Source organism: Rathayibacter sp. Leaf185, assembly GCF_001423885.1.
Taxonomy (GTDB): Bacteria; Actinomycetota; Actinomycetes; order Actinomycetales; family Microbacteriaceae; genus Rathayibacter.
The window spans coordinates 236696-261137 of sequence record NZ_LMPP01000002.1; the positions used below are offsets into that span (position 1 = coordinate 236696).

Here is a 24442-nt window from a genome sequence, read left to right on the forward strand (position 1 = left end):
TCATGCTCCAGTACAAGTTCGGCATGGACGAGATCGTCACGAAGGTGTCGATCCTGCAGGAGGAGTTCCGCGAGCTGCAGGAGTACAACCCGATCGAGCACGTGACGAGCCGCCTCAAGTCGGCCGACAGCCTCATCGAGAAGATCGAGCGCAAGGGCTGCGAGACCACCTTCGAGGGCATCGCGGGCGCCATCACCGACATCGCCGGTGTGCGGATCACCTGCAGCTTCGTCTCGGACGTCTACCGCGTCTTCGATCTGCTCACCTCGCAGTCCGACGTGACCGTCCTCGAGGTGAAGGACTACATCGCCGAGCCGAAGGAGAACGGCTACAAGAGCCTGCACGCGATCGTCGAGGTGCCGGTGTTCCTCTCCGGAGGGTCGGTGGACGTCTGCGTCGAGGTCCAGTTCCGCACCATCGCGATGGACTTCTGGGCGAGCCTCGAGCACAAGATCTACTACAAGTACGACCGCCAGGTCCCGCAGGAGCTGCTCGACGGTCTGGCCGACGCCGCGCGGACCGCCGCGAGCCTCGACTCCGACATGGAGCGCCTGCACCGCCAGGTCCGCGGCGAGCTCCCCCTTCAGAGCGCTCCGGCGCCCCGCGTGGTCGACGTCTGACGCCGGCCTCAGCCCAGCGCCGTCACCAGCACGAGCAGCAGCACGGCGGATCCGTTGAGGGTCGCGTGCGAGATGATCGCCGCCCCGAGACGGCCGGTCACCGTCGAGATCCAGCCGTGCGCGAGCCCCGCGATCACGGTCGTCGCGCCGAGCGTCACGACGGTCGCCGGATTCACCATCTGGTGCCCGTGCAGCAGCGCGAACACCAGCGTCGAGGCGATCACGCTGAAGACCGCCGCCCAGATCCGGCGTCCGCGGGTCGGAGCAGCCGCGGCCACGCTCCGGCGCAGCATCCGGTTGCGCACGGCGCGCATCACGACGCCGCGGCACAGGATCTCCTCGACGACCGGCGCGACGACGACGGGGATGAACACCGAGCTCAGCACGAACCAGAGCGGATCCGGCGCCAGGTCGAGATTCGACTGCGCGTCCTGCAGCGACGGCGAGAACGCGAGCAGCACGGCGACGATCGCCAGCCTGACGCCGATCCCGAGCCCGATGCCGATCGGGATATCGACCCAGCGGAACCGCAGCCCGTAGTCGGCCGCGAGCGAGCCCAGGCCGCGCAGCCGCGAGGCCGCGATCGGGACGATCAGCCCGATCAGGTAGCTGCCGAACGCCCCTGCGAAGAGCAGCCCGGGGGAGTAGGGCAGCACACCGAACCCGAACAGCAGGATGAGCGCCGCCAGCGGAAGCACGATCCCCACGATCGTCAGTACCGCGGTGGGGAGCCCCCAGCGCACCCGCGGATCGGGCAGGTAGAGGAGGGAGGAGTAGGGCGCTCCGACCGAGGGCTGCGGTTCGGCGCTCAGCCAGCCGTCGTACGAGGCGGGTGCTCCCGGCAGCATCGATCCGGTCGGGGGCGCCCAGCCGCGCGGTGCGGGATCCGGAGGATCGAGGGCGATCGTCGACGGGTCGGGCGGCGGGAAGGCGGCGGAGTCCATGGCCGGATCAGCCTACGCACGCGACCTGGGCGAAGAGGCCCGGTGCAGAGGGACCGTCCCGGAGAACGAGAGAAACCCCCGCCATGTAGAAGCTAGGCGAGGGTTTCCGTGGCTCCGACGGGCGTCGATCCCGTGACCTCACGATTTTCAGTCGTGCGCTCTACCAACTGAGCTACAGAGCCGTGCGACGTATCGCCGCTGAAGACCTTGACGTCTTCGTAAAAAGGCCCTTCCTCTCGGAAGGGCCTCTCTGCGACCCTGACGGGACTTGAACCCGCGACCTCCGCCGTGACAGGGCGGCACGCTAACCAGCTGCGCTACAGGGCCTCGTTGCGAAGACAAGCATACTGCCTTCGAGGCTGTTCGATTTTCACGCCCCGGCCCTCGCGGTCCGGTGCACTTGCAGGTAGTCCTCTCGGCCCATCCGTGACCCCAACGGGATTCGAACCCGTGCTGCCGCCGTGAAAGGGCGGTGTCCTAGGCCACTAAACGATGGGGCCGGGAGCTCGCGGGGCGACCCTGCGGCCGACCCCCCATGACTACCGACACGCAAGCATAGGGACACCGGAGCGGATATGCAAAATCGAAGGTTTCGAGCGTGTGAAGAACCCCGTCCGGGGTGGCACAGCTCTAGGCACACCGGTAGGGCCTTGGCTAGGGTTGGTAGGAATTGCCACCCTCGCGCGACGGAGCCGCACCGTCGAGCGAGAGGGCTCCACCGACACGCCTGAGGTACCATGCTCCATTCGCCGCGCCGCCTTCGTCCTGCCCGGTCCTCCGGCGCGCCGCGGCTCGGTCGATTCCGCAGCACCGCGCTGGCCTCGGCCGTCCTGGCGCTCGTCGCCGGCCTCCTCGTCGCCTCGCCCGCCCAGGCGGTCGAGTACCCGTCGTGGGAGGACGTCGAGGCCGCCAAGGGCGACACCGCAGCAGCCGCCGCCCAGGTCGAGAACATCACGTCCCTCATCGCCGGCCTGCAGGACCAGGTGCAGGCGGCGCAGGAACTCGCTCAGCAGCGCGGCCAGGAGTACTTCTCGGCGCAGGAGGCGTTCGACGAGGCCGCCGATCGCGCCACCCAGCTCGAGGCGAAGGCCACAGCCAGCGCCGACGAGGCCGATGCGGCCTCGCAGCAGGCGGGCCTGCTCGCCGCCCAGCTCTACCGCACGACCGGTACCGATCTCTCGGTCAACATCTTCCTCGACGGCCAGGGCGGCGAGGCCGACGACCTGCTGTCGAAGATCGGCAACATGTCCAAGCTCGTCGAGCGCTCGAACGCGATCTACGAGCAGGCGAGCACCTCGCGCAACACCGCCGCCTCCCTCACCGACCAGGCGAAGGTCGCGCAGACGGCCCGCGAGACCCTGCGGATCGCGGCCGAGAGCGCGCTGGCCGAGGCGACGTCGGCACAGGCGGCCTCGGAGTCGGCCCTCGCCGAGCAGCAGCAGCAGAGCATCGTGCTCGAGGAGCAGCTCGCGGCGCTGCAGGACACGGAGTCCCGCACCGTCGCCGAGTACCAGGCGGGTGTCGCCGCGCGCGAGGCCGAGCGCCAGCGCAAGCTCGCCGAGGAGGAGGCCGCACGGGTCGCGGCCGCCGAGGCCTACCGCCAGGCGCAGGCCGCCGCCGCGGCTGCTCGCCCGAGCTCCGGCAGCAACTACAGCGCCCCCGCGCCCTCCGCGGGCGGCGGTTCCACCGCAGTGAACGACTCCGGCTGGGTCCGCCCCGCCGCGGGCCGCATCACCGGGACCTTCGGTCCGCGCGGCACGATCTCGACCGGCGGCGGCTCCACCAGCAGCTCGCACCGCGGCACCGACATCGCCGGCGGCTGCGGCATCCCGATCTACGCGGCGCACAGCGGAACGGTCTCGTACGCGGGCCCCAACGGCACCTACGGCAACTGGATCCTGCTCGAGCACGGCGACGGCATCAGCACCGGTTACGCCCACATCGTCGCGGGCGGCATCTACGTCAGTGTCGGCCAGCGCGTCGAGGCCGGTCAGCAGATCGCGGCCGTCGGCTCGACGGGCGCCTCCACCGGGTGCCACCTGCACTTCGAGACCCGCGTCAACGGCGTCGCCGTCGACGCTCAGCCCTTCATGGCAGCACGAGGAGTCACACTTGGTTGACACGAAGACGACCGCCCGCAGCTTCACCCCGGCACCGCGCGAGCGGGCCTGGAAGGGCAGGCTGCCGCTGGCCGTCTCGGCCGCCTTCGCGGTGACCGCGGTGACCGCCTCCCTCGGGCTCACGCCCGCCTCCGCCGACGACCCGAGCTACCCCTCGTGGGACGACGTGCAGAACGCGAAGACCGACGAGGCGACGAAGCAGGCCGAGATCGACTCGATCACCAGCCTGATCGCCGGCCTGCAGACCTCGGTCGACGAGGCCTCGATCACCGCGATGAAGAAGGCCGAGGCGTGGCGCCAGGCCAAGGAGTCGCTCGACGCCGCCGCCCAGACCGTCGACGAGCTCGAGGCGCAGGCCACCGCCGCGTCGACCAAGGCCCAGACTTCCCGGATGCGCGCGGGCCTGCTGGCCGCGCACCTCTCGCGCGCCGCCGGTGGCGACCTCTCGATGAGCCTCGTCGCGAGCGGCGAGGACGCCGGTGATCTGCTCTACCAGCTCGGCGCGATGTCGCAGCTGACCGAGCAGTCGCAGAAGGTCTACGGTGACGCGCTCGCCGACAAGCAGAACGCCGAATCGCTCGGCGAGCAGGCCGATGTGGCCGTCGCCGAGCATCAGAAGCTCTCGGACGCCGCCGATGAGGCGCGCTCGGCCGCCGATGCGGCCAACGCCTCGGCACGGGCCTCCCTCGCCGCTCAGGAGGCGAAGTCGTCGGAGCTGATCGCCCAGCTCGCGCTCCTCAAGGACTCGACGGTCGAGATCGAGACCGCCTACCTCGAGGGCGAGCAGCAGCGTCGGGCGGCTGCCGCCGAGGCCGCCGCGCAGGCGCAGGCCGAGGCCGAGGCCGCTCGGGAGGCGGCGCAGCCGGCTCAGGCCGCACCGGCCGCCGCTGCGCCCGCCGCTCCCGCGCAGCAGCCGGCTCCCGCGGCTCAGCAGCCCGCGGCGCCGCAGCCCGCTGCTCCTCCCGCGCCCGCTGCTCCGGCCGCGCCCGCTGCTCCTGTCGCCCAGCAGCCGGCTCCCGCTCCGGCCCCCGCGGCACCGGCGCCCGCCCCCGCTCCTGCCCCCGTCTCGAACACGAACAGCGTCGAGACCGCGATCAGCTACGCGATGGCCCAGCTCGGCGAGGAGTACGTGCTCGGCGGCATGGGTCCCGACCAGTGGGACTGCTCGGGACTGACCAAGGCGTCGTACGCCTCCGCCGGCGAGTACATCGGCACCCACTCGGCGACCAACCAGTACAACCAGATGGCCGCCGAGGGCAAGCTCGTCCCCTACAGCCAGCGCCAGCGCGGCGACCTGATCTTCTGGGGCGGGAGCGGCGACTACTACCACGTCGCGATCTACCTCGGGAACGGCCAGATCATCGAGGCCGCCGACTACGGCAAGCCCGTTCGCGTCTGGCCCACCTGGGGCACCCCGACCGGCATGGTCGGCCGCCCGGCGTCCTAGACCCGGTCGCAGAACGAGGGAAGCCGCTCCCGCCGAGACGTCCAGCTCGTGCTGGATCCCTCGACGGGAGCGGCTTCCCTCGTTGCAGGAGGCCCGGGGTCAGTGACCCTCTTCGGCCAGCTTCTTGATGCCGTCCTGGATGATCTGCTCGGCCTCGGCGGCGTCGCCCCAGCCCTCGACCTTGACCCACTTGTTGGGCTCGAGGTCCTTGTAGCGCTCGAAGAAGTGCTTGATCTCGTTCTTGGTCTGCTCCGGCACGTCCCCGATGTCCTGGATGTGCTGCCAGCGCGGGTCCTTCGCGGGGACAACGACGACCTTGGCGTCGGAGCCCGCCTCGTCGCTCATGTTGAGGACGCCGACCGGGCGCACCGAGACGCCGACGCCGGGGAACACGGGGTACTCGAGCAGCACCAGCGCGTCGACGGGGTCGCCGTCGAGGCCGAGGGTGTTCTCGAAGTAGCCGTAGTCCGTCGGGTAGACGAAGGAGGTGAACAGCACGCGGTCGAGGTAGACGCGACCGGTCTCGTGGTCGACCTCGTACTTGTTGCGGCTGCCCTTGGGGATCTCTACGACGACGTCGTATGCGGCCATGTTCGCTCCTTGAGTCGGTGGCGCCGTGAGCGGCGCATCGGCGGATCGGACCCGCCTCCCGAGCACTCACTCGGGGGCCGGATCGCTGGCATTACGTTACTTGATGTGCCCGATCGCCCCCGCCTGACTCCTGCCGTCGCCGACATCCGCCGCGCCGTGCGCGCGAGCCTCGACGAGCTCGACCCCGGGGTGCTCGTGCTGGTCGCTCTGAGCGGGGGAGCGGACTCGCTCGCGCTCGCCTCCGCCGTCGCCTTCGAGGCGCCCCGCGGCGGTCGCCGGGCCGGCGCCGTCATCGTCGATCACGGGCTGCAGGAGGCGTCGGCCGCGATCGCGGGGCGGGCGGCCGAGCAGGCGCACTCGCTCGGGCTCTCGCCGGTGCTCCGCGAGGTGGTGTCGGTGGCGGCCGCTTCGGGCGAGGGGGGTCCGGAGGCGGCGGCGCGCACCGCGCGGTACCGCGCCTTCGACGACGCGCTGGTCGCCACCGGCGCCGCGGCGATCCTCCTGGGCCACACCCTCGACGACCAGGCCGAGACGGTGCTGCTCGGTCTCGCGCGGGGAGCAGGTGCGGCGAGCCTGCACGGGATGGCGGTGGTCAGCGGTCCTCTGCGGAGGCCGCTCCTCGGCCTCCGCCGCGAGGCCACTCGCGCGGCGTGCGCCGATGCCGGGCTCGAGTTCTGGGACGACCCGCACAACGACGACCCCCGCTACTCGCGCGTCCGTGTGCGCCGCAGCGTGCTGCCCGTGCTCGAGGACGAGCTCGGGCCCGGCATCGCGGAGGCCCTCGCCCGCACAGCCGAGCAGCTGCGCGAGGACGGCGACGCACTCGACGCGATGGCCCTCGACTGGGCGCTCGAGCTCGTCGGCCAGAACGACGAGGGCCACGTCACCGTCGACGCCCGCGGCCTGGCCGCCGACCCGCCGGCGCTGCGGCAGCGCATCATCCGGCTGGTCGTCTCCAACGAGTTCGGAGTCTCGCTCTCGCGTGCGCAGACCCTCGCGGTCGCTGCCCTGGTCACCGACTGGCACGGCCAGAAGGGCGTCGACCTCCCGGGCGTCCTCGCCACCCGCGTGGGTCCGAGCCTCGTCTTCGCCCCCGCCGGCCCTCGCTGATCGAGCAGCGCGCGGAGCGGGATCCGCTCCCCCCGAGCCGCCCCGTAGAGTGGCCGGGTGGAAGCAGCCGACATCGCCGATGACATCACCGAGGTCCTCTTCACCGAGGCCGAGATCCATGAGCGGATCCGCGGCCTCGCCCGCGCGATCGAGCGCGACTACGCCGGCGAGAACCTCCTCATCGTCGGGGTACTGCGCGGCGCCGTGATGGTCATGGCCGACCTCGCGCGCGAGCTCAAGCTCGACATCGTGATGGACTGGATGGCCGTCTCCTCCTACGGCAGCAGCACGAAGTCCTCCGGTGTGGTGCGGATCCTGAAGGACCTCGACACCGACATCACCGACCGCAAGGTGCTGATCGTCGAGGACATCATCGACTCCGGTCTCACGCTCTCGTGGCTGCAGGGCAACCTGCGCAGCCGCGGCGCCGAGTCCGTCGAGATCTGCGCTCTGTTCCGCAAGCCGCGCGCGGCGAAGGTCGAGGTCGACGTGGCGTACGTCGGCTTCGACATTCCCAATGACTTCGTGATCGGCTACGGCCTGGACTACGCCGAGCGCTACCGCAACCTCCGCGATGTCGCGATCCTCGCTCCCCACGTCTACGAGTAGCCGCCGCGCCGACACCGCTCAGCGGAGCCTCGAGCGGCTCTTCGGCGTGCCGGTGCTCGGGTACCACATGAGCTACCCGACCTCCCTGCGGGCCGACGCCGAGTTCAACTACTGGTGGCTCGCGCACGCCATCGACGCTCAGGTCGACGCGTTCGAGCGCACGGGAGACGCCGCGCATCTCGAGCGAGCCGAGCGCGTGCACCGCGCGATCCGCCTCCGCAACGGGGGCAGGCTCGTCAACGGCTACTTCGACGACATGATGTGGCTCGGAGGAGCACTCGCACGGCTCGGCGAGGCGACGGGGGAGCCGAGATGGCTCGACCGCGCCGACCGGCTCTGGCGCTTCGCGGTCGACCGCGGCTGGAACCTCCGCCACGGAGCGAGCCTGGCCTGGCGCCGACGGCAGCTCGACTACAAGAACGCGCCGGCGAACGGGCCGTTCGCGATCCTCGGTGCCCGGCTGGAGCGCCTCCGCCCCGCGGGCCGCGAGGAGCTCGCGCGTGCGGCCTTCGACTGGATCCACGTGCGCCTGCGAGACGCCGGCACCGGATTCGTCGCCGACGGCATCGGCCGCGAGGGCGGCTCGGCGCGCGACGACTGGGCCTTCAGCTACAACCACGGCGTCTACATCGGAGCGGCGCTCGCCCTGCACCGGCTGCGACCCGACGCACGGCTCGTCGCGCACGCCTCCCTGACAGCCGATGACCTGCTCACCCGGCTCGCTCCGGGCGGGGTGTTCGTCGACCAGGGGACGGGGGACGGTGCTCTGTTCGGAGGCGTCGCCTACCGCCACCTGGTCGACCTGGCCACGACCGACGGAGTCGCTCCCGCGACCGCCGACCGCATCCGCCGCTTCGTCAGCGGCAGCGTCGACACCCTCTGGAGCGTGAGCGAGCGCGGAGGCCTGCTGCTCGCGGGCCCGTGCTGGGACGTGCCTGCGCGCCTCCCCGCGACGCTGTCGGCCCAGCTCGGCGCGGTGCTGGCCACGGAGGCCGCCGCCGCCCTCGCCGCGCGGTCCCTGCCGATCGAGTAGCCCGCGCCGCAGGATCCGCGTGTGTCAGGAGTCGGGGCCGGACGGCCGCGCTGCCGACGGGGTGGGTCTCGATTCGCCCCTGCAGGGCTGCTCGACGAGCAGGCGCGCAGCCAGATGCTCCTCCCGCTCGACGCGGAGCGCTCGCGCGGCGCACGCCAGACTGGGGGCGTGAGAGCCGAGAGAGCACGACCCGGGCGCACGGTCGCCGTCGTCATCAATCCGAGCAAGTTCGACGACGTCGGGGCCGCCGAGGACCTGGTCGCCACCGTCGCCCGCCGTCTCGGCTGGGACGAGCCGCTCTGGTTCGAGACGAGTGTCGACGACTCCGGAGCCTCGGCCGCCCGCGCGGCACTCGACGCAGGCGCGGACGTGGTCTGCGCGATGGGAGGCGACGGCACGGTCCGCGCGGTCGCCTCCGTCCTGCGCGGAACGGGGGTGCCCTACGGCCTCCTGCCCAGCGGCACCGGCAACCTGCTCGCCCGCAACCTCGGCCTCCCGCTCGGCTCGCTGGCCGAGGCGGTCGAGATCGCCCTCCTCGGGCAGGACCGCCCCATCGACGTCGGCACCGCGGTGTTCGACGACGGCGAGGAGCGCGTCTTCATGGTGATGGGCGGGGTCGGGCTCGACGCCGAGATCATGGACAAGACGGACGACGAGCTGAAGAAGAAGGTCGGCTGGGGCGCGTACGTCGCGGCGGGGGCGCCGGCGATGTTCAAGGCGGGCTTCGAGGCGACGATCACGATCGACGGGGCACCGGAGCCGTCGACCCGCTGCCTGATGGTGCTCGCGTGCAACTGCAGCTCGGTCGTGGCCAACATCGAGCTCGCGGCCGGTGCGGTGCTCGACGACGGCGATCTCGAGCTCGTCCTGCTGCGGCGCCGGTTCGGTCTGGCGCTCGATGTCGCGACCGGCAATCGCAACGGGCTCGCCTCGCTCCTGCAGTGGCCGGGCCGCGAGTTCGGGTTCGAGCTCGATCAGCCGGTGCTGGCCGAGCTCGACGGTGACCCGGTCGGGCGCACCACGGCGGGCCGCTTCGGCGTCGACCCTGGCGCGCTGGTCGTACGGCTGCCGGTGCCGACTCCGAAGAGCCCGGGTCTCACTCCACACGACTCGGTGATCGTCGACACCACCTCGATCGCGACGATCGTTCCGGACGAGGAGCGCGCCTGACGCTTGCGATGATGTCTTTTACGGTTGTAAGTTATTTACGAACGTAAGAGATGGGGCGCTGCCTCGACTCCCGAGGAGAAGAGGACGCCCGTGACCGATCCCCGGCTCACCCGTTCGCGCGAGCTGCTGACCGCGGCGATCACCACGGCTCTCGACCGCCCGGGCGACGCGCAGCCCTCGATCACCGAGCTGTGCGCCGCAGCCGGAGTCAGCCGGCCCACCTTCTACCAGCACTTCGGAGACGTCCCGTCGCTCATCGAGGCGGCCGCGGACGAGCGGATGCACGCGCTCTTCGGAGCGGTCGCCCCCGTCTCGTCGGCCGACGAGTGGGAGCCGACCGTGCCGCGCGTCGTCCACGGCCTGCTCGACGGGCTGCTCGTGCACGACGACTTCTACCGCCGCGTACTGACCGGGGGCACCGCCCGCGCGGTCCAGGAGTCGGTCGTCGCGTTCCTCGCGCGCCGGCTGCTCACGTTCTCGCCGCTCGCCGCGCGCGAGCCCGACGCCGGCGATCACGGCCGCGTCGAGCGCTTCGCCACCTTCCTCGCCGCGGGCACCACCTGGCTCGTCGTCGGCTGGCTGCTCGAGGGCGACGGGCGCCGCCCGGTCGCCGATGCCGCGTCCGACATCGCCGAGCTCCTCGTCACCGGAGTCGCGTCGCAGCGGCTCGCCGCTCTCCACTCCACCTCCGCGAAGTAGAAGGACCATGCCCACCTCCGCTCTCCGCCGCGCCCTCGGGCGCGTCCAGCCCCGCCTCGTCGTCGTCTTCGCCGCGATCGCCCTCATCCCGCTGATCTACGCGGGACTGCTGACCTCGGCGAACCTCGATCCCACGCACCACCTCGACACCGTCCCCGCCGCCGTCGTCGACGAGGACACGGGCGCCACCGCCTCCGACGGCTCGTCGCTCGCGCTCGGCGACTCGGTGACGGACGCGCTCCTGTCGAGCTCCTCCCCCTCGAACTTCGCGTGGACGCGGCTCGACGCCGACGAGGCGGCGAGCGAGCTCGCCTCGGGTGACGTCTACGCAGTGCTGACCATCCCTGCGGGGTTCTCGGCCGACGTGGCCTCGGTCGGAGGCGACGACCCGGCAGCGGCGACCGTCGCGAAGCTCTCGATCGAGACGGACGACGGCGCCAACCTCATCGTGGGCACCATCGCCTCCACGATCGGCTCGACCGTCACCGCCACCGTCGAGGAGGAGGTCGGCGAGACCTACCTGAAGAACATCTACCTCGGCTTCACCGACGTCCACGACAGCCTCGCGCAGGCGGCCGACGGAGCGTCGCAGCTGGCCGACGGCTCCGCCCGGGCCGCCGACGGCTCCTCGGAGCTGGTCGTCGGTCTCACGCAGCTCGAGGACGGGACCGCGCAGCTCGCGTCCGGCGCGGGGACCCTCGCGTCGGGCGCCGACTCGGCGTCGTCGGGGGCAGCGACCCTCGCCTCCGGGCTGCAGCAGCTCGCCGGCGGCACGGCGCAGCTGCCCACTCGGGCCGCGGCTCTGAACGACGGAGCGACCTCGGTCGCCGCCGGTGCGCAGAAGCTCGACACGGGAGCGGCGGATCTGGCGACCGGCGCGACGACGCTCGCGGGGTCGACTCCGTCGCTCGCGGCGGGTGCGACCGACGCCGCGGCCGGCGCGCAGGCGCTGCAGGCCGGGGCCGCCACGGTCTCCGACGGGACGGCGAAGGCTCTGACCGGAGCCGGAGTGCTCGCCGCAGGTGCATCGACGCTCGCGTCGGGAACGCCCGCGCTCGCCTCCGGTGCGGCGACCCTCGACTCCGGCCTGCAGTCGCTGATCGCGCAGTACGGAGCCCTCTCCGACGCGGAGCGCCTCGCTCTGCTCACCCGGCTCGAGGCCGGCGCGGCGTCGGTCTCGACCGGCGCGGCCGACGCCGATCAGGGGGCGCAGGAGCTGTCCTCCGGAGCGACCGCACTCGTCGGCGACTCCGAGACAGGGCTGACCGCGCTCTCCACGGGTGCCGCCACCGTCTCGACCGGTGCGACCGACCTCGCCGCCGGCACGCAGAAGCTCTCGGACGGAGCCGCGCAGATCGACTCCGGCGCCCAGGCGCTCTCGACCGGCGCGCGGACCGTCGCGTCGGGAGCCGCCTCCCTCGATACCGGCGCCGCTCAGCTCGCCGGCGGAGTCGGGACCCTCGCCGGGAGCGTCGGCCCGCTCACGACGGGCATCGCCGACGCCTCGACGGGCGCGAACGCCCTCGCCTCGGGAGCCGCCTCCCTCGCGACAGGCGCCGACTCGCTCGCCGCCGGAGCCGCCTCCGCGGCCGACGGCACCGCCACCGCCGCCGCCGGCTCGGAGTCGCTCGACTCAGGCATCGACTCCCTCGCCGACGGCTCGCAGACCCTCACCGACAAGCTCACCGACGGCGCCGACCAGGTGCCGACCTACACCGACAGCCAGGCGGAGTCGCTCAGCGCTGTCGCCGCCGCTCCCGTGGCGCTCGACAAGGAGCGCCTGAACGAGGTGCCGCAGTACGGGTACGGGCTCGCGCCGTACTTCCTGGCGCTCGCGCTCTGGGTCGGTGCGCTGGCCTTCTATCTCATGAGCGCACCGTTGAGCGAGCGCCTGCTCGCCGCCCGCCGCCCCGCCTGGGTGATCGCGCTGCGCAGCTACCTGCCCGGTGCGCTGATGGCGGTCGCGCAGGGTGTGCTCGCAGCGCTGGTCCTGCGCTTCGGAGTCGGCATCGAGGCCTCGAACCTGCCCGGTCTGATCGGGATCGCGGTGCTCACGAGCCTGACGTTCGTCGCCATCAACCAGGCGCTGATCTCGCTCCTGGACGCTCCCGGTCGCTTCGTCGCCCTGCTCCTGATGGTCCTGCAGCTCTCCTCCGCGGGCGGCACCTACCCGGTCGAGACCGCGCCCGCCTTCTTCCAGGCGATCCACGGAGTGCTGCCGCTGACCTACACGGTCGAGGCGTTCCGCTCCCTGATCGCCGGCGGCACCATCGGAGTCGCGAACGCGGTCCTCGTCCTCTCCCTCTGGCTCCTCGCCGCCCTGTCCGTGACCGTGCTGGCCGCGGCTCGCCGCCGCCGCGGCCTCACCCCCGTGCTCGCCGACCCGGAGCCGCTCCGCGAGACTGCGTAGGTCGCCCCGTCGCGGCTCCGCCGGATCGACCCTCCAAGAGTTGTCGTACTCGACGGCCCAGTACGACAACTCTTGGACTCTCGCGCTCCACGCTCTGCGGATCGCGACCCTCTCGGGAAGCCGACTGCGAGCTCTGATGCAGCGCAGCCGCGTCAGAGCTGATGAACACGATGGGCACAGCGTTCGGCCCATGGCGAACGCGTGGCCGGCGTCCAGAGTCCGGGAGGTAGCCTGGCACTCACATTTCTCGTCAGAAAGGTGCCGGGTGTCGCACCCGCAACATTCATGAACGTCAAGCGCATCTTCCGGGGTCCCATTCTCTACGTCGTCCTCGCGATCGTGGCGGTCTGGATCGGCTCCTCGCTGATCACGATGTCCGGCTTCCGGCAGGTCAGCACGCAGGAGGGCCTCGGGCTCCTCCAGGACGGCAAGGTCGCCTCGGCGAAGATCGTCGACGGAGAGCAGCGCGTCGACCTGACTCTGAGCCAGGCCGACGGGGACAACGGCACTCAGGTGCAGTTCTACTACGTGGCCCCGCGCGGCGCCGAGGTCGTCGACGCCGTCACGTCCGCGACTCTCGCCGACGGCTACGACGACGAGGTGCCGCAGACCAACTGGTTCCTGTCGGCGCTCGGCTTCCTCCTCCCGGTCCTTCTGATCGGCGCGTTCTTCTGGCTGATGCTCTCGGGCATGCAGGGCGGCGGCAACCGCGTCATGCAGTTCGGCAAGTCGAAGGCGAAGCTGGTCTCGAAGGAGTCGCCCAAGGTCACGTTCGGCGATGTCGCCGGCGCCGACGAGGCGATCGAGGAGCTGCACGAGATCAAGGAGTTCCTCAAGGAGCCCGCGAAGTTCCAGGCCGTGGGCGCGCGCATCCCTAAGGGCGTCCTCCTCTACGGCCCTCCCGGCACCGGCAAGACGCTGCTGGCCCGCGCCGTCGCGGGTGAGGCGGGCGTCCCCTTCTACTCGATCTCCGGATCCGACTTCGTCGAGATGTTCGTGGGTGTCGGTGCGAGCCGTGTCCGCGACCTGTTCCAGCAGGCCAAGGAGAACTCGCCGGCCATCATCTTCGTCGACGAGATCGACGCCGTCGGCCGCCACCGCGGTGCCGGCATGGGCGGCGGACACGACGAGCGCGAGCAGACGCTCAACCAGCTCCTGGTCGAGATGGACGGCTTCGACGTCAAGACGAACGTCATCTTGATCGCCGCGACGAACCGCCCCGACATCCTCGATCCCGCGCTGCTGCGCCCGGGTCGCTTCGACCGCCAGATCGGCGTCGACGCCCCTGACCTGCTCGGCCGCAAGCGCATCCTCGAGGTGCACGGCCGGGGCAAGCCGCTCGCGGGAGGCGTCGACCTCGAGGTCGTCGCCCGCAAGACGCCCGGCTTCACCGGCGCCGATCTCGCCAACGTCCTCAACGAGGCCGCGCTGCTGACCGCTCGCTCCAACGCGCAGCTGATCGACAACCGCGCGCTCGACGAGGCCATCGACCGCGTCATCGCCGGTCCGCAGCGCCGTACCCGCGTCATGCGCGACAAGGAGAAGCTGATCACCGCCTACCACGAGGGCGGCCACGCCCTCGCTGCGGCGGCGATGCGGCACACCGACCCCGTGACCAAGGTCACGATCCTCCCGCGCGGCCGCGCCCTCGGCTACACGATGGTGCTCCCGCTCGAGGACAAGTACTCGACGACGCGCAACGAGCTGCTCGACCAGCTCGCCTACGCCATGGGCGGCCGTGTCGCAGAGGAGATCGTCTTCCACGACCCGACCACCGGAGCGTCGAACGACATCGAGAAGGCGACCGCCATCGCCCGCAAGATGGTCACCGAGTACGGCATGTCCTCCGACATCGGCTCGGTCAAGCTCGGGTCGTCCTCGGGCGAGATGTTCCTCGGCCGCGACATGGGCCACCAGCGCGACTACTCCGAGCAGATCGCCGAGAAGGTCGACGCCGAGACCCGCCAGCTGATCGAGCAGGCGCACGACGAGGCGTGGCAGGTCATCAACGCCAACCGCGACATCCTGGACCGCCTCGCGACCGAGCTCCTCGAGAAGGAGACCCTCGACCACGACCAGCTGGCCGAGATCTTCAAGGACGTGCGCAAGATCGACGAGCGCCCGCAGTGGCTCTCGAGCGACAAGCGTCCGCTCTCCGACCTGCCGCCCATCGCGGTGCCGGTAGCGAAAGCCCCGATCGACGCGGGCGTCACCGACGGAGGCGTCACCTCCGACGCCGGCGAGATCGCCCCCCAGCGTCCGCCGCTGATCACGCCGCGCCCCGCGACGGCCTGATTCCGGTGCCCGTCGACAAGGCGCGCATCGAGGCGGCCGTCGTCGAGCTCCTCGCGGCCATCGGGGAGGACCCGGGGCGCGAGGGGCTCACGTCGACGCCGAAGCGGTTCGCCGAGGCGTACGCCGAGTTCTTCGGCGAGTTCGAGCTCGACCCGGCCTCGCACCTCGACGAGACCTTCGCGGTCGTCGAGGGCGGGCGGGCCGAGCAGCAGACCGTGATCGTGCGCGACCTGTCGTTCCGCTCGGTCTGCGAGCACCACCTCCTGCCGTTCGTCGGCGTCGCCCACATCGCCTACCGGGCGGGGGACCGCGTGATCGGGCTGGGCAAGCTCCCGCGGATCGTCGAGACGGTCGCATCGCGCCCTCAGTTGCAGGAGCGGCTCACCGAGCAGGTGGCCGAGGTGATCGACTCGGGTCTGAATCCGGAGGGCGTGCTGGTGGTCGTCGATGCGGAGCACGGCTGCGTGCGGATGCGCGGCGCGCGCCAGACCGCGAGCTCGACCGTCACCGTCGCCGCCCGCGGCACCCTCGCCGAGCCCGCCGCCCGTGCCGAGATCATCGCGCTGATCGGCGTCGCCCGGGGGGAGTGACGTGCTCCCCTCCGCAGCGGATCTCGCTCCCGGCGGCCGTGCGGCGCTCCTCGGGATCCTCAACGTCACCCCCGACTCGTTCAGCGACGGGGGCCGCTGGCTCTCGGTCGACGACGCCGTCCGGCACGGCCTGGCGATGACCGCCTCCGCCGGAGCGGGCCCCGGATCGTTCGGCGCCGACCTCGTCGACGTCGGAGGCGAGTCCACCCGCCCGGGAGCCCCGCGGGTGGATGCCGACTCCGAGCAGGCGCGGGTCCTGCCGGTGATCCGCGCGCTCGCCTCCGCGGGTGTGCGGGTCAGCATCGACACGATGAGCGCCGCGACGGCCGCCGCGGCGCTCGACGCGGGTGCCGTGGTCGTCAACGACGTCTCGGGCGGGCTCGCCGATCCGGCGATGCTGCCCCTCGTCGCCGAGCGCGGCGCGGTCTACATCGCGATGCACTGGCGCGGTCACAGTGCCGGCATGACCTCGCTCGCGACCTACGACGATGTGGTCGCGGAGGTGCGCAGCGAGCTCGCGCGCCGGGTCGACGCCGCGCACGGGGCCGGGATCGCCGGTGATCGACTGATCCTCGATCCGGGTCTCGGCTTCGCCAAGAACGCCGAACACGACTGGGCGCTGCTGGCGCACCTCGATGCGATGACCTCGCTCGGGTACCCGGTGCTCGTCGGGCACTCCCGCAAGCGCTTCCTCGCTCCGTTCGCCGCCCCCGGGGCGCCCGCCGCCGACCGCGACGAGGCGACGGCGATGCTCAGCCTCGTGGCGGCCGAGCGCGGCGCATGGGGAGTGCGCGTGCACGACGTCCGCTCGAGTGCTCACGCCCTCGCCCTCGCCGCTCGCCTCGACCGGGAGACACCGTGATCGACCCCGCCGCCCTCGCCGTCCGCGACTCGATCACGCTGACGGGCCTCCGCGTGCGCGCGCACCACGGCGTCTTCGACTTCGAGCGCGAGAACGGGCAGGACTTCGTGATCGACGCGACCGTCTGGCTCGACACCGCCCCTGCGGCCGACGGCGACGCGCTCGCCGAGACGGTGCACTACGGCGAGCTCGCGATCGCCCTCGCCGACGCCGTGACGCGCGATCCAGTCGACCTGATAGAGACGGTCGCCGAGCGCCTCGCGCGGGTCGCCCTCGGTTTCGCGGCGGCCGAAGTGGTGCGCATCACGGTGCACAAGCCGGATGCGCCGATCCCGCTGCCGTTCGACGACGTCGCGGTGCAGATCACGAGGAGCCGAGCATGAGGGCCCAGCGGATCCGCCCGGAGCGCCATGTCGTCCTCGCGCTGGGGAGCAACCTCGGCGATCGGCTGGCACACCTCTCCGACGCCGTGCGCGCGCTCGCGACGACCCCGGGACTGCGCGTGCTGGCGGTGTCGAAGGTGGTCGAGTCGCCCGCCTGGAAGCTCGACGGAGTCGACCACGACGCCCCCGCCTACTTCAACGCGGTCGTCACGGCGTCGACGACCCTCGAGCCCGACGACCTGCTCGCGGCGACCTCCGCGATCGAGCTCGCGGGCGGGCGCCTCCGCGGCGCGGGCGAGCAGCGCTGGGGCGACCGCACCCTCGACATCGACATCATCGCGATGGGAGGCGTCGCTCGCGACGACCAGCACCTCACGCTGCCCCATCCCCGCGCCCACGAGCGGGCCTTCGTCCTCGAGCCCTGGCTCGATCTGGAGCCCTCGGCGGTGCTCCCCGGCGCGGGCCCGATCGCCGAGCTGCGGCTCCGCGCGACCGACCGGGTCGCCGACCGGCCCGAGACGCTAGCGTGGACGAGCGGCGGTTCCCCCGCGAGCGCCCCGACGAGCACCGCCCCCGGAAGACCCGATCCCGAGAGCAGCACTCCGTGACCCGCACCCGCATCAGCACCCTCCTCGGCCTCGGCCTGGCCGGTGCCGTGGCCGGCTTCCTCCTCGACCTGGCGATCGCCTCCGCCGGGCGGCCGGTCCTGATCCCGCCGCTGACGGTGCCGCTCACCCTCGTGGCGGTCGCCGCGCTCGTGGTCGGCTTCGCGATCCCGATCCACCGGGCGACCAGGGGGACGCTGCGCCGCCCGATCGACCCGTTCCGGGCGATGCGGGTCGTGGTCCTCGCGAAGGCCTCGAGCCACGTGGGCGCGCTGCTGCTCGGGGCCTCCGGCGGCATCCTGGTCTACCTGCTCAGCCGGGCGGTCATCCCTTCGCTAGGCTCCGTGTGGCAGGACGTCGCCACCATCGTGGGCTCCGTCGTCCTGCTGGTGGCCGGCCTGATCGCCGAGCACCTGTGCACCATTCCGCCGAGTGACGACGACGATTCCGCCGTCGGCGAGGTGAACCACGCCTGACGCCGACCCCTGTCGGGCGCGGGCAGGGAGGACGTCATGACCGACGAGCCGGAGGCGCGCCCCGTGGCCGAGGGGCGCCGGAGCCGTCGCGAGGCGGTCGCGCTCGACGGCCGACGCCTCGAGGTCGCCGGTCAGTGGCGGCGGGTGTCGCCCAAGTACGTCGCGGTCGAGGTCGTGTCGGCGGTGATCTCGAGTGTGGTCCTGCTCGCGGTGCCGACCGTGCTCTGGCTGGTGGGTGTCGAGTGGGCCTGGCTCCTCCTGGTGGCCGCCGCCGCGCTCGCGGTCACGCTGCTGATCGTCGCGCCCCGGCGCGCCCGGGCCTACGGCTACCTCCTGCGCGACGACGACCTGCTCTTCCGCCGCGGCATCATGTTCCAGCGCTTCGTGTCGGTGCCCTACGGCCGGATGCAGCTCATCGACGTCAACCGCGGTCCGCTCGCCCGGGCGCTCGGGCTCGCCGACCTGCGCTTCGTCACGGCGGCCGCCGCGACGGGAGTCAGCATCCCGGGTCTCGTCGCCGGCGAGGCGGAGGAGCTGCGCGACCGACTCGTCGCTCTAGCCGAGTCGCGCCGGGCCGGGCTGTGAGCGGGGCCTCCGCAGCTCCCGTCCGCGGGATCGAGACCGACCTCGCCGACGGGGAGTGGCACCGCCTGCACCCCGCGACGCCGGTGCTCAAGGGCGGGATCGGCCTGCTGGTCGTCATCGGCATCGTCGTCACGAACCTCCGCGAGCGTCTCGTCGAGCTCTTCCTGCCAGGCCCCGGCGGATTCGAGAGCGGCGACCCCGTCGACGAGCTGCTGCGCCGCGGACTCGTCGGCTGGGCGCTGCTCGCGGTCGCCGTCGGGCTCGCCGTCGCCGTGTTCGCGTTCTGGCTCTCGTGGCGGATGCACACCTTCCGGATCACGGACGAGGTGGTCGAGGTGCGCTCCGGCGTCCTCTTCCGCACCAACCGGCGGGCGCGACTCGACCGCATCCAGGGGATCGCGGTGCAGCGTCCGCTCTTCGCCCGCCTCTTCGGAGCGGCCAAGCTCGAGGTGAGCGTCGCCGGTCAGGACGCCAACGTGCAGCTCTCGTACCTCGGCTCGCGGCTGGTCGACGCGCTCCGCCGCGACATCCTCCGCCTCGCCTCCGGGGTGCGCGAGCGCGAGGCGGTGGCGGCGGGCGACGCCCCCGCCGGCGGCTTCCTCTCGCGCCGGATCGAGGAGTTCGTCGATCTCGAGGACGACGGGACGCCTCCGGAGTCGGTCGTGTCGATCCCGCCCGGCCGGCTGTTCGGCTCGCTCGTCTTCAGCGGCTTCACGGTGTTCCTGGCGGTCTCGGTGGTCGTCGTGGTCCTCGTCGCCGTCTACGGGTCGCCGTACGTGCTGATCGCGATCCTGCCCGGCCTGATCGGCTCCGGCAGCTACTACGTCCGCCAGTTCGTGCGCTCGCTGCGCTACTCGATCGCGGGCACACCCGACGGCGTCCGCGTCGGCTACGGCGTCCTCTCGACGAGCAGCGACACCATTCCCCCCGGACGCATCCACGCCGTCGAGATCACGCAGCCGCTGCTCTGGCGCCCGTTCGGCTGGTGGCAGGTCAAGATCGACCGCGCCGGGCACGGGGCCTCGCGGGGAGCGAACGGCGAGCCGAACACGACGATCCTGCCCGTCGGCGATCTGGTCGCCGTCGAGCGCGTGCTCGGGCTGCTGCTCCCGGGTGCTGCCGAGGGAGCGGAGGCGACCCCGGTCGGCGACGCCCTGCGCCTGCGCGACGCCCCCGGCTACACCCGCGCGCCGCTCGCCGCGGCCTGGCTCCGGCCGTTCTCGTGGCGCCGTACCGGCTACCGGCTCACCGACGACGTCGTCGTGATCAGGAGCGGGGCGGTCTGGCGACGGGTCGCGGTCGTGCCGCTCGCGCGGATGCAGAGCGTCGGCGTGCAGCAGGGGCCGCTGCAGCGGCTGCTCGGGCTCGCCTCGGCGCGGGTGCACACGGTCGCGGGCCCGGTGACGCCGATGGTGCCGGTGATGAGCGTCGCCGACGGGCGCGTGTTCTTCGACGAGCTCGCGCGTGCCGGGGTCGCCGCGGCCGGGCGCGACGAGAGCCACCAGTGGGGGAGGCGCGCCGCCTCCGCGCCGGCCGTGGCGCCCGCCGCCCGGCCCGCCCCGCTCGAGCGCGCCGCCTGGCCGGCGCCGGAGGGACCACCGCATGCCTGACACCCGCCGGGACGGACGCCTCGGCGTCGGCGTCATCGGAGCCGGCCGGGTCGGCCCCGTGCTCGGTGCCGCCCTCGCGGGCGCCGGCCACGCCGTGATCGGCATCGCGACGACCAGCGAGAGCGGCCGCGAACGGGCGGATGCGCTCCTCCCCGGTGTGCCGGTGCTGGCCGTGCCCGACCTGGTCGAGCGCAGCGAGCTCGTCATCATCGCCGTCCCCGGAGGCGAGATCGCGGCTCTGGTCGCGGGCCTCGCCGCGACCGGAGCATGGCAGCCCGGGCAGCTCGTGCTGCACACGGCGCCCGAGCACGGCTTCGGCGTGCTGGCGCCGGCACTCGCCTCCGGAGTGATCCCGCTCGCGGTCCACCCCGCGATGGCCTTCAGCGGGACGAGCCTCGATCTCGCCCGCCTCTCCGAGACGTACTTCGCGGTGACCGCGCCCGGCCCGGTGCTGCCCATCGCGCAGGCGCTGGTCGTCGAGATGGGCGGCGAGCCGGTCACGGTCGCGGAGGCGGATCGTGCGGCATACGCGGAGGCCGTCTCGACCGCGACCACCTTCTCGACCGCGATCGTCGATCAGGCCGCGGGACTGCTCGCCGGCATCGGCGTCGAGAAGCCGGGTTTCTTCCTCTCGAGCCTCGTCCGCTCCTCCGTCGACGATGCCCTGCGCCGCGCGGCGGGCTGACCACCGCCCGCCTGCCTCACTCGCTCGCGAGCCGACCACTCGAGCCGCAGGCTTCTCCCGGGAGGAGCGCGCTCGCCCCCGCCGGTAGGGTTCTCGGGTGATCAGCACCATCGAACGCATCGACGCCCTCCGCGAGCGGCTGCAGGAGGAGCGTCGCGCCGGTCGGAGCATCGCCCTCGTCCCGACCATGGGCGCCCTGCACGACGGTCACCTCGCGCTCGTGGAGCGGGCCCGCGAGATCGCGGACGTCGTGGTCGTGTCGATCTTCGTCAATCCGCTGCAGTTCGGCCCCTCCGAGGACCTCGACCGGTATCCGCGCGATCTCGAGTCCGACCTGACCCTTCTCGAGCGGGAGGGGGTCGAGTACGTCTTCGCACCGACCGTCGCCGAGATGTACCCCGACGGCCCGACCTCGACGCGCGTCGTGGCGGGCAGGGTGGGCACCCTCTACGAGGGTCGCTCGCGCCCGGGGCACTTCGACGGGATGCTCACCGTCGTGTCGAAGCTCCTGAACATCGTCCGGCCCGACGCCGCTCTCTTCGGCCAGAAGGACGCGCAGCAGCTGTTCCTCGTGCGCCGGATGGTGCGCGACCTCGACCTCCCCGTCGTGATCGAGGCCGTGGAGACGGTCCGCGAGGAGGACGGACTCGCGCTCTCGAGCCGCAACCGCTATCTCGACCCGCGCGAGCGCCGCGCAGCCCGCACAGTACCGCTGGTGCTCGAGGCCGCCGCGTCGGCCGCCGACCGCGGCGTCGACTCCGTCATCGCCGCCGCGCAGTCGGCCGCGATGGGCGAGCCGCTGGTTAAACTGGACTACCTCGTCGTCGCCGACCCGACGACGCTCCTCCCGGTCGACGACGACCACCGCGGCCCGGCCCTCGTGCTCGTCGCCGCGGTCGTCGGCTCCACCCGCCTCCTCGACAACGGCCCGATCCTGCTCGCCTGATCGCGCCCGCCGCCTCCGATCGAAAGCACCGTCCCACCATGGCCGACACCCCCGACACCCCCGACGAGCTCTCCGCCGAGGAGGCCTCCGAGCAGAAGGCCGTGCGCCTGGCCAAGCGCGAGCGCCTGCTCGAGCGGGCCGGCGACGACCTCGGCGGCGGCGCGTACCCGGTCGCCGTCGGCGTCACCGACTCGATCGCGGCGGTCCGCGCGCGCCACGAGGGCATCGAGCCCGACGTCAAGACAGGCGAGCGCGTGGGCGTGGCCGGCCGCGTCGTCTTCCAGCGCAACACCGGCAAGCTCTGCTTCGCGACGCTGCAGTCCGGTGACGGCGCGCGCATCCAGGCGATGGTCTCGCTCGGCGACGTCGGCGACGAGTCTCTCGCCGCCTGGAAGGAGCTCGTCGACCTCGGCGACCACCTCTTCGTCGAGGGCGAGGTGATCTCGAGCAAGCGCGGCGAGCTGAGCATCTGGGTGTCCGAGTGGACCATCGCCGCCAAGGCGATCCTCCCGCTGCCGAACCTGCACAACGAGCTCGGCGACGAGACGCGGATGCGCCAGCGCTACCTCGACCTGATCGTGCGCCCGCAGGCCCGCGACACCGTCGTGACCCGCGCCACGGTCAACGCCTCGCTCCGCAGCACCTTCGTGGGCCACGACTTCCTCGAGGTCGAGACCCCGATGCTGCAGGTGATGCACGGAGGCGCCTCCGCCCGACCGTTCGCCACGCACTCGAACGCGTTCGACACCGAGCTCTTCCTCCGCATCGCGCCCGAGCTGTACCTCAAGCGCGCGGTCGTCGGAGGGATCGAGCGGGTGTTCGAGATCAACCGCAACTTCCGCAACGAGGGCGCCGACTCGACGCACTCGCCCGAGTTCGCGATGCTCGAGGCCTACCAGGCGTACGGCGACTACACGTCGATCGCCGACCTGACGCAGGAGCTGATCCAGAACGCGGCGCTCGCCGTCGCCGGATCGCACGTGGTCACCTGGGCCGACGGCACCGAGTACGACCTCGGCGGCGAGTGGGAGCGGATCTCGATGTACGAGAGCCTCTCGCTCGCGGCCGGCATCGAGATCACTCCGTCGACCGCGCTGGTCGAGCTCGAGACGCTCGCCGAGCGCGAGGGCGTCGAGGTGCACGTGCCCACGCACGGCAAGTACGTCGAGGAGCTGTGGGAGCACTTCGTGAAGGGCGGCCTCACGCGGCCCACCTTCGTGATGGACTTCCCGGTCGACACCTCGCCGCTCGTGCGCGCGCACCGCAGCATCCCGGGCGTCGTCGAGAAGTGGGACCTCTACGTCCGCGGCTTCGAGCTCGCGACCGGCTACTCCGAGCTGGTCGACCCTGTCGTGCAGCGCGAGCGCTTCGTCGAGCAGGCGCGCCAGGCGGCCGCGGGCGACGACGAGGCGATGCGCCTCGACGAGGACTTCCTCCGCGCGCTCGAGCACGGCATGCCGCCGACCGGGGGGATGGGGATGGGCATCGACCGGCTCCTCATGGCGATCACGGGCCTCGGGATCCGCGAGACGATCCTGTTCCCCCTGGTCAAGTAGGCCGCGTGGTCCGCGCATCCAGCATCGTCGCGACGGCGCTCGCCGGCGTCCTCACCCTCGCGCAGTTCGGGGTGGGGGCGGCCGTCGCGACGTCCGTACTCGTCGACTCCTCCGACCTCGGCACGGCCCTCGCCGACCAGCGCGCGGCCGAGGCGTTCGTGCCCGACGACACGATCAGCGGATTCGCGGACCGCACGGCCATGTCCACGCGCGGCCGCGCCCTCTACTACGCCTCGAGCCCGTCGGTCGAGCCGACCGCGGGCTTCAACACCCTCTGCGGCTACGGCGCCTCCGACGACATCGTGCTCGGCTGCTACACCGGCTCCGACATCTACATCTCCGACGTCGAGAACCCCGATCTCGACGGGATCCGCGACGTCACCGCCGCTCACGAGATGCTGCACGCGGCGTGGGTCCGCCTCGACGCCGCCGAGCAGGCGGAGCTCGGCGCCGAGCTCGAGGCGGCGTACGCGGCGCTGCCGCAGGACGGGCCGATCGCCGAGCGGCTGGAGCTCTACCGCACCGGTGGTCTCGGCGAGCGCGTCAACGAGCTGCACTCGATCCTGGGCACCGAGGTGGCGGACCTGCCGCCCGCGCTCGAGGCCCACTACGCCGCCTACTTCGCCGACCGCTCCGTCGTGGTCGGGCTGAACGCGCGCTACGAGGCTGTCTTCACCGACCTCGAGAACCGCATCACCGACCTGGTCGCCCGCATCGACGCGATGTACGCCGACCTCACGGCGCGGGTCGACGCGAACAACGCCGAGTACGACGCGCTGAACGCCGAGATCGACGACTTCAACGCCAGGGCCGACAGCGGGGACTTCGCCTCGACGGCCGAGTTCGAGGCCGAGCGAGCCGACCTGCTCGAACGGGGCGACGCGATCGACGCGACACGCGACACGATCGACGCCGACATCGCGGTCTACGACGGTCTGCGCTCCGAGCTCGAGGGGCTGAACGCGGACGCCTCCGCCCTCAACCAGTCGATCGAGAGCCGGTAGCACCGCCTCTCGCAGACCGCACGGTCGCGCGCACGGCAGCGCCCCCGTCGCGCTGACCGGCCACTCCCGAGCCCCTCCCCGCGAGGCCCGGT

At 72.2% G+C, this 24442-nt stretch carries 23 protein-coding genes and 3 tRNA genes; 21 read left to right on the forward strand and 5 right to left on the reverse strand.

All coding sequences use genetic code 11. From position 1 onward, the window contains the following. Nucleotides 1-2: 2 nt before the first annotated feature. Nucleotides 3-620 carry a GTP pyrophosphokinase gene (locus ASG06_RS08390; RefSeq protein WP_231727702.1) on the forward strand — a complete coding sequence of 206 codons (618 nt, stop codon included), beginning with the start codon at nt 3-5 and terminating at the stop codon, nt 618-620. A gap of 8 nt (nt 621-628) precedes the next feature. Here the strand turns inward: ASG06_RS08390 and ASG06_RS08395 are convergent, their stop codons facing one another. From ASG06_RS08395 to ASG06_RS08410, 4 genes are all read right to left on the reverse strand, one after another. Continuing rightward, a complete protein-coding gene (locus ASG06_RS08395; RefSeq protein ID WP_056041001.1) occupies nt 629-1564 on the reverse strand; it encodes a CPBP family intramembrane glutamic endopeptidase in 936 nt (311 codons plus the stop codon). Nucleotides 1565-1673: 109 nt separating this feature from the next. Further along, a tRNA-Phe gene (locus tag ASG06_RS08400) sits at nt 1674-1746 on the reverse strand. Between the two features lie 71 nt (nt 1747-1817). Then, nucleotides 1818-1891, reverse strand: a tRNA-Asp gene (locus ASG06_RS08405). A 100-nt stretch (nt 1892-1991) separates the two neighbouring features. After that, nucleotides 1992-2064 (reverse strand) — tRNA-Glu (locus ASG06_RS08410). 237 nt (nt 2065-2301) lie between these two features. Here ASG06_RS08410 and ASG06_RS08415 point away from each other — a divergent pair. Then, the gene (locus ASG06_RS08415) at nt 2302-3684 is read left to right on the forward strand and encodes a M23 family metallopeptidase (RefSeq protein ID WP_056041003.1); all 1383 of its coding nucleotides are present in this window, start codon (nt 2302-2304) and stop codon (nt 3682-3684) included. Further along, nucleotides 3677-5131, forward strand: a complete 1455-nt coding sequence (locus ASG06_RS08420; protein ID WP_056041005.1) for a C40 family peptidase — start codon at nt 3677-3679, stop codon at nt 5129-5131. Before ASG06_RS08415 ends, ASG06_RS08420 begins: the two co-directional genes overlap by 8 nt. A 99-nt stretch (nt 5132-5230) precedes the next feature. Here ASG06_RS08420 and ppa read toward each other — a convergent pair whose 3' ends face one another. Next, the gene (gene ppa, locus ASG06_RS08425) at nt 5231-5722 is read right to left on the reverse strand and encodes an inorganic diphosphatase (protein WP_056041007.1); all 492 of its coding nucleotides are present in this window, start codon (nt 5720-5722) and stop codon (nt 5231-5233) included. 105 nt (nt 5723-5827) lie between these two features. On the opposite strand from ppa, the gene tilS reads away from it, so the two are divergent. The 18 genes from tilS to ASG06_RS08515 all read left to right on the forward strand — a co-directional run bounded on the left by tilS (nt 5828) and on the right by ASG06_RS08515 (nt 24350). Then, nucleotides 5828-6832 (forward strand): tRNA lysidine(34) synthetase TilS, encoded by a 1005-nt coding sequence (gene tilS / locus ASG06_RS08430; RefSeq protein ID WP_056041009.1) that lies wholly within the window; start codon nt 5828-5830, stop codon nt 6830-6832. Between the two features lie 57 nt (nt 6833-6889). Next, a complete protein-coding gene (gene hpt / locus ASG06_RS08435) occupies nt 6890-7441 on the forward strand; it encodes a hypoxanthine phosphoribosyltransferase (RefSeq protein WP_056041011.1) in 552 nt (183 codons plus the stop codon). Continuing rightward, nucleotides 7407-8474, forward strand: a complete 1068-nt coding sequence (locus ASG06_RS08440; RefSeq protein ID WP_082499073.1) for a glycoside hydrolase family 76 protein — start codon at nt 7407-7409, stop codon at nt 8472-8474. Before hpt ends, ASG06_RS08440 begins: the two co-directional genes overlap by 35 nt. 168 nt (nt 8475-8642) lie before the next feature. Beyond that, nucleotides 8643-9644 carry a diacylglycerol/lipid kinase family protein gene (locus tag ASG06_RS08445; RefSeq protein ID WP_231727663.1) on the forward strand — a complete coding sequence of 334 codons (1002 nt, stop codon included), beginning with the start codon at nt 8643-8645 and terminating at the stop codon, nt 9642-9644. 90 nt (nt 9645-9734) lie between these two features. Next, on the forward strand, nt 9735-10343 hold the full coding sequence (locus tag ASG06_RS08450; RefSeq protein WP_056041017.1) for a TetR/AcrR family transcriptional regulator: 609 nt from the start codon (nt 9735-9737) through the stop codon (nt 10341-10343). 7 nt (nt 10344-10350) lie between these two features. Beyond that, nucleotides 10351-12753, forward strand: a complete 2403-nt coding sequence (locus ASG06_RS08455; protein ID WP_056041019.1) for a YhgE/Pip domain-containing protein — start codon at nt 10351-10353, stop codon at nt 12751-12753. Nucleotides 12754-13038: 285 nt separating this feature from the next. Beyond that, on the forward strand, nt 13039-15048 hold the full coding sequence (gene ftsH / locus ASG06_RS08460) for an ATP-dependent zinc metalloprotease FtsH (protein ID WP_056041021.1): 2010 nt from the start codon (nt 13039-13041) through the stop codon (nt 15046-15048). A 5-nt stretch (nt 15049-15053) separates the two neighbouring features. Then, nucleotides 15054-15638, forward strand: a complete 585-nt coding sequence (gene folE, locus ASG06_RS08465) for a GTP cyclohydrolase I (protein WP_056041023.1) — start codon at nt 15054-15056, stop codon at nt 15636-15638. 1 nt (nt 15639) lies between these two features. Beyond that, complete coding sequence (gene folP / locus ASG06_RS08470; RefSeq protein WP_056041025.1) at nt 15640-16500, forward strand: dihydropteroate synthase; 861 nt, start codon at nt 15640-15642, stop codon at nt 16498-16500. Next, nucleotides 16497-16883: a dihydroneopterin aldolase gene (gene folB, locus ASG06_RS08475; protein ID WP_231727664.1), complete on the forward strand. Its 387-nt coding sequence runs from the start codon at nt 16497-16499 to the stop codon at nt 16881-16883. The genes folP and folB overlap by 4 nt, the downstream gene beginning before the upstream one ends. Beyond that, nucleotides 16880-17491, forward strand: coding sequence for a 2-amino-4-hydroxy-6-hydroxymethyldihydropteridine diphosphokinase (gene folK / locus ASG06_RS08480; RefSeq protein ID WP_082499076.1), 612 nt, complete (start codon nt 16880-16882; stop codon nt 17489-17491). Before folB ends, folK begins: the two co-directional genes overlap by 4 nt. Then, on the forward strand, nt 17488-17964 hold the full coding sequence (locus ASG06_RS08485; RefSeq protein ID WP_056041028.1) for a DUF3180 domain-containing protein: 477 nt from the start codon (nt 17488-17490) through the stop codon (nt 17962-17964). The genes folK and ASG06_RS08485 overlap by 4 nt, the downstream gene beginning before the upstream one ends. 36 nt (nt 17965-18000) lie before the next feature. Further along, nucleotides 18001-18549, forward strand: a complete 549-nt coding sequence (locus ASG06_RS08490) for a PH domain-containing protein (RefSeq protein WP_082499077.1) — start codon at nt 18001-18003, stop codon at nt 18547-18549. Next, the gene (locus tag ASG06_RS08495) at nt 18546-20159 is read left to right on the forward strand and encodes a PH domain-containing protein (RefSeq protein WP_056041029.1); all 1614 of its coding nucleotides are present in this window, start codon (nt 18546-18548) and stop codon (nt 20157-20159) included. Before ASG06_RS08490 ends, ASG06_RS08495 begins: the two co-directional genes overlap by 4 nt. After that, complete coding sequence (locus ASG06_RS08500) at nt 20152-20844, forward strand: Rossmann-like and DUF2520 domain-containing protein (RefSeq protein ID WP_056041031.1); 693 nt, start codon at nt 20152-20154, stop codon at nt 20842-20844. Before ASG06_RS08495 ends, ASG06_RS08500 begins: the two co-directional genes overlap by 8 nt. Nucleotides 20845-20941: 97 nt before the next feature. Beyond that, the gene (gene panC / locus ASG06_RS08505; protein WP_056041032.1) at nt 20942-21790 is read left to right on the forward strand and encodes a pantoate--beta-alanine ligase; all 849 of its coding nucleotides are present in this window, start codon (nt 20942-20944) and stop codon (nt 21788-21790) included. A 38-nt stretch (nt 21791-21828) separates the two neighbouring features. Next, entirely contained in the window at nt 21829-23346 is a 1518-nt protein-coding gene (gene lysS / locus ASG06_RS08510) for a lysine--tRNA ligase (RefSeq protein WP_056041034.1), read from the forward strand. Between the two features lie 5 nt (nt 23347-23351). Then, entirely contained in the window at nt 23352-24350 is a 999-nt protein-coding gene (locus ASG06_RS08515) for a hypothetical protein (protein ID WP_056041036.1), read from the forward strand. The last annotated feature ends 92 nt before the right edge of the window (nt 24351-24442 follow it).